Raw genomic sequence first — 5,051 nt, 5'->3', positions numbered from 1 at the left:
TGCGTGTCGTGATCGAATTGAAACGCAATGAAAATGCCGAAGTCGTTTTGAACCAACTCTACAAACTGACCCAGCTGCAAGACAGCTTCGGTATCAACATGGTGGCCTTGGTTGACGGCCAGCCGCGGTTGCTGAATCTGAAACAAATCCTGTCCGAATTCCTGCGCCATCGTCGCGAAGTCGTTACCCGTCGTACTTTGTTCCGCCTGAAAAAAGCGCGTCATGAAGGCCATATTGCCGAAGGTAAAGCAGTTGCCTTGTCCAATATCGACGAAATCATCCGTCTGATTAAAGAATCTGCCAATGCGCCGGAAGCCAAAGAAAAATTGCTATCCCGCCCATGGCGCAGCAGCTTGGTTGAAGACATGCTCAGCCGTACCGATTTAGACCTGCACATGATGCGCCCTGAAGGCTTGCCAGAGAATTTGGGCCTGCACAGCCAAGGCTATTACCTGAGCGAATTGCAAGCCGATGCCATTTTGCGCATGAGCTTGCGTAACCTGACCGGTCTCGATCAGGAAGAAATTGTCGGCGAATATAAGAATCTAATGAGTAAAATCATTGATTTTGTGGATATTCTTTCCAAACCTGAGCGCGTTACCCAAATCATCCGCGAAGAATTGGCAGACATCAAAGCCAACTTCGGCGATGAACGCCGCAGCGAAATTAATCCGTTTGGCGGCGATATCGCCGATGAAGACCTGATTCCGCAACGCGAAATGGTCGTTACCCTGACTCATGGCGGCTACATCAAAACCCAACCGACTACCGATTATCAGGCGCAGCGTCGCGGCGGCCGCGGCAAACAGGCAACGGCAACCAAAGACGAAGACTTTATCGAAACCCTGTTTGTTGCCAATACGCATGATTATTTGATGTGCTTTACCAATTTGGGCAAGTGCCATTGGATTAAAGTGTACAAACTGCCGGAAGGCGGCCGTAACAGCCGTGGTCGTCCGATTAACAACGTCATCCAATTGGAAGAAGGCGAAAAAGTCAGCGCGATTTTGGCTGTCCGTGAGTTCCCGGAAGATCAATACGTTTTCTTCGCCACCGCACAAGGCATGGTGAAAAAAGTCCAACTGTCTGCGTTTAAAAACGTCCGCAGCCAAGGCATTAAAGCCATCGCGCTTAAAGAAGGCGATTACTTGGTCGGCGCAGCGCAAACCGGCGGTGCGGACGACATTATGTTGTTCTCCAACTTGGGCAAAGCCATCCGCTTTAACGAATATTGGGAAAAATCCGGTAATGATGAAGCAGAAGATACCGATATCGAAACCGAAAACGAAGATTCAGACGGTCTGGATGATGAAAATGCCGAAAACGCATTGCCAAGCGGCAAACACGGTGTCCGTCCGTCCGGTCGCGGCAGCGGCGGTTTGCGCGGTATGCGCCTGCCGGCCGATGGCAAGATTGTCAGCCTGATTACCTTCGCCCCTGAAGCCGAGCAAAGCGATTTGCAAGTATTGACTGCTACCGCCAACGGCTATGGCAAACGCACCCCGATTGCCGATTACAGCCGTAAAAACAAAGGCGGCCAAGGCAATATCGCCATCAATACCGGCGAGCGCAACGGCGATTTGGTTGCCGCGACTTTGGTTAGCGAAACCGACGACCTGATGCTGATTACCAGCGGCGGCGTCCTGATTCGTACCAAAGTTGAGCAAATTCGCGAGACCGGCCGGGCTGCTGCCGGTGTCCGCCTGATTAATCTGGATGAAGGCGAAACCTTGGTCAGCTTGGAACGCGTGGCCGAAGAGGCCGAAGATGAAGCTGCTCTGGAAAGCGATGCAGCTGAAAACCAAGTGGTAAAAGCTGAAGATACTCCGTCTCAAGAATCTTAAACGTCAATGAATAAGGCCGTCTGAAAAGTTTTCAGACGGCCTGCTTATTCCAAAAGAAAATCCCGTGAGCGCAACCGAACCGTTCGATTTACCTCTTTTTCTGAAAAATCTGCCCAATCTGCCGGGCGTGTACCGTTTTTTTGACGAAGACAACAATGTTTTGTATGTCGGCAAAGCGGTCAATCTCAAGCGGCGCGTTTCCAGCTATTTCCAAAAAAACGATCATTCGCCGCGCATCGCATTGATGGTAAAACAGGTTCACCATATCGAAACCACCATCACACGTTCCGAAGCTGAAGCGCTGATTCTTGAAAACAACTTCATCAAAGCCTTGTCGCCGAAATACAATATTCTTTTCCGCGATGACAAAAGCTATCCTTATTTGATGCTCAGCGGCCATCAATATCCGCAAATGGCGTATTACCGCGGCACGCTGAAAAAGCCCAATCAATATTTCGGCCCGTATCCGAACAGCAACGCCGTGCGTGACAGCATTCAAGTATTGCAAAAAGTCTTTATGCTACGTACCTGCGAAGACAGTGTATTCGAGCATCGCGACCGTCCTTGTCTGCTGTACCAAATCAAACGCTGTACCGCGCCTTGTGTCGGTCACATCAGCGAAGAAGATTATCGTGACAGCGTGCGTGAAGCTGCGACTTTCCTTAATGGCAAAACCGACGAATTGACGCGCACCTTGCAACACAAAATGCAAACTGCCGCCGCGAATCTGCAATTTGAAGAAGCCGCCCGTTACCGCGATCAAATTCAAGCGCTCGGCATCATGCAGAGTAATCAGTTTATCGACAGTAAAAATCCGAACAATCCAAACGACATCGATTTGCTTGCGCTGGCAGTTTCAGACGGCCTGGTCTGCATACACTGGGTCAGCATCCGCGGTGGGCGGCACGTAGGCGACAAAAGCTTTTTCCCCGACACCAAAAACGATCCCGAGCCAAACGGACAAGATTACGCTGAAGCCTTCGTCGCCCAACACTATCTGGGCAAAAGCAAACCCGACATCATCATCAGTAACTTTCCCGTTCCCGATGCGCTGAAAGAGGCTTTGGAAGGCGAACACGGCAAGCAGATGCAATTTGTCACCAAGACCATAGGCGAACGTAAAGTCTGGTTGAAAATGGCGGAACAAAACGCACAAATGGCGATTGCTCAACGCCGCCTGCAACAAAGCAGCCAGCAGCACCGTATTGATGAACTGGCCAAAATCCTCGGCATGGATTCAGACAGCCTCAACCGCCTTGAGTGTTTCGATATCAGCCACACGCAAGGCGAGGCCACTATTGCGTCCTGCGTTGTGTACGATGAGCAAAGCATCCAGCCTTCGCAATACCGCCGCTACAACATCACGACCGCCAAGCCCGGCGACGACTACGCCGCCATGCGCGAAGTGTTGACGCGCCGCTACGGCAAAATGCAGGAAGCCGAAGCCAACGGAGAAAGTGTCAAATGGCCGGATGCCGTGTTGATTGACGGCGGCAAAGGGCAAATCGGCGTAGCCGTATCAGTATGGGAAGAACTCGGGCTGCACATTCCTTTGGTCGGTATCGCCAAAGGCCCCGAGCGCAAAGCTGGTATGGAAGAACTCATACTGCCTTTTACCGGCGAAGTCTTCCGCCTGCCGCCCAACAGCCCGGCTTTGCATTTATTGCAAACCGTACGCGATGAGTCGCACCGCTTTGCGATTACAGGCCACCGCAAAAAACGCGACAAAGCACGCGTTACTTCCTCACTCAGCGAAATCCCCGGTATCGGTAGCAAACGCCGTCAAGCATTGCTTACCCGATTCGGCGGTCTGCGCGGCGTGATTGCGGCCAGCCGCGAGGACTTGGAAAAAGTGGAAGGCATCAGCAAAGCCTTGGCAGAAACCATTTATGAGCATCTGCACTGATTGGCTTGAAGAGCAAAAAGGAACAATATGAAACCTGTCATCATCAAAAATATCGAGATCGGCAAAGGCCTGCCTAAAATTGCCGTACCGCTGGTGGCCGCCAATACGCAGGAATTGGAGCAGGCTTTGCGCGTATTGAAAGAGACGGCTTTTGACATTATTGAATTTCGTGCAGATTTTTTTCAAGCTGCGCTTGATGCCGATTTTATTGCCGAACAATTAGGCATCACTCGACAGGCTTTTCCTGACAAGCCTTTACTGTTTACGTTTAGAAGGGCGCAAGAGGGCGGCAATACGCCTTGTTCTGACGAGTATTATTTTGAATTATTGGAAAAAATCATCCGTTCCAAACAAGCCGATATTATCGACATCGAGCTTTTTGCCGAGGAAAGCAGCGTAAAACAAACCATTGCTTTGGCGCATGAGTATCAAACTGCCGCCTTGCTTTGTAATCACGATTTCCAAGCCACGCCGTCTTTGGCAGACATTACAGGCCGTCTGAAAACAATGGCAGAGTGGGGCGCGGATATCTGCAAAATTGCCGTTATGCCGCAATCGCCGCAAGATGTATTGACCTTATTACAGGCAACATATGATGTTTCACAAATTATCGACCGCCCAATTATTACTATGTCCATGGGTAAAACCGGAGCCGTCAGCCGCTTGGCCGGCTCGGCTTTCGGCTCGGCGATTACCTTTGGTGCGGCACAAAAAACGTCGGCCCCCGGCCAAATTGATGCCAATGAATTGAGGAAAATCTTGGCAATTTTGGGATAGTTTAATTATTAATATTCAAGGCTGTCTGAAAAATATTTTTCAGACGGCCTGATTTTTTTAAATTTATTTCTTTTAATTTTAAATAAAATAGGTAACAATAGGCTTCCTATTTCAATAACTAGAGGAGAAATAAAATGACTACTACTAAAGAAAACCTGGCGAATCCAGGTCCAGTAGGCCTGTGTGGCTTTGCATTGACAACTTGGTTACTCAGTCTGATTAACGGCGGCTTTTTTACTGCTCAAGAGGGTGTCGGCTTAGTTTTGGGCATGGCTCTCGCCTTTGGTGGTATCGCCCAAGTTATTGCCGGTATGTTTGAGTTCAAGAAAGGCAATACGTTTGGTTTTACCGCTTTTATCAGCTATGGCGCCTTCTGGTGGACATGGGCTTTGTTTACCATCTTTTTTAAAGGTGAAACAGCCCCGGCATTTATCGGTTGGTATCTCTGCGCATGGGGTATGTTCTCGCTGATGATGTTTGTGGCCACCTTGACCAAGCCTAAAGTATTGAGCGGTATTTTCTTT

At 49.7% G+C, this 5,051-nt stretch carries 4 protein-coding genes; all 4 read left to right on the top strand.

The genetic code is table 11. From position 1 onward, the window contains the following. A partial coding sequence (locus ACTHUE_RS10820) for a DNA gyrase C-terminal beta-propeller domain-containing protein (protein WP_440423461.1) occupies positions 1 to 1,844 on the top strand: 1,844 nt, incomplete at its 5' end. Between the two features lie 64 nt (positions 1,845 to 1,908). Further along, on the top strand, positions 1,909 to 3,750 hold the full coding sequence (gene uvrC / locus ACTHUE_RS10815) for an excinuclease ABC subunit UvrC (protein ID WP_107769045.1): 1,842 nt from the start codon (positions 1,909 to 1,911) through the stop codon (positions 3,748 to 3,750). Positions 3,751 to 3,777: 27 nt separating this feature from the next. After that, entirely contained in the window at positions 3,778 to 4,527 is a 750-nt protein-coding gene (aroD, locus tag ACTHUE_RS10810) for a type I 3-dehydroquinate dehydratase (RefSeq protein WP_107769046.1), read from the top strand. Positions 4,528 to 4,661: 134 nt separating this feature from the next. Beyond that, the coding region (locus ACTHUE_RS10805) for an acetate uptake transporter (protein WP_440423458.1) at positions 4,662 to 5,051 on the top strand (390 nt) is incomplete at its 3' end.

The organism is Neisseria sp. P0021.S005 (assembly GCF_051956955.1).
This window is presented reverse-complemented; position numbering and strand designations above follow the sequence as displayed.

Excerpts from the sequence above, each read along its gene's own strand:
- aroD (WP_107769046.1), top strand. The coding sequence starts at position 3,778 with ATGAAACCTGTCATCATCAAAAATATCGAGATCGGCAAAGGCCTGCCT.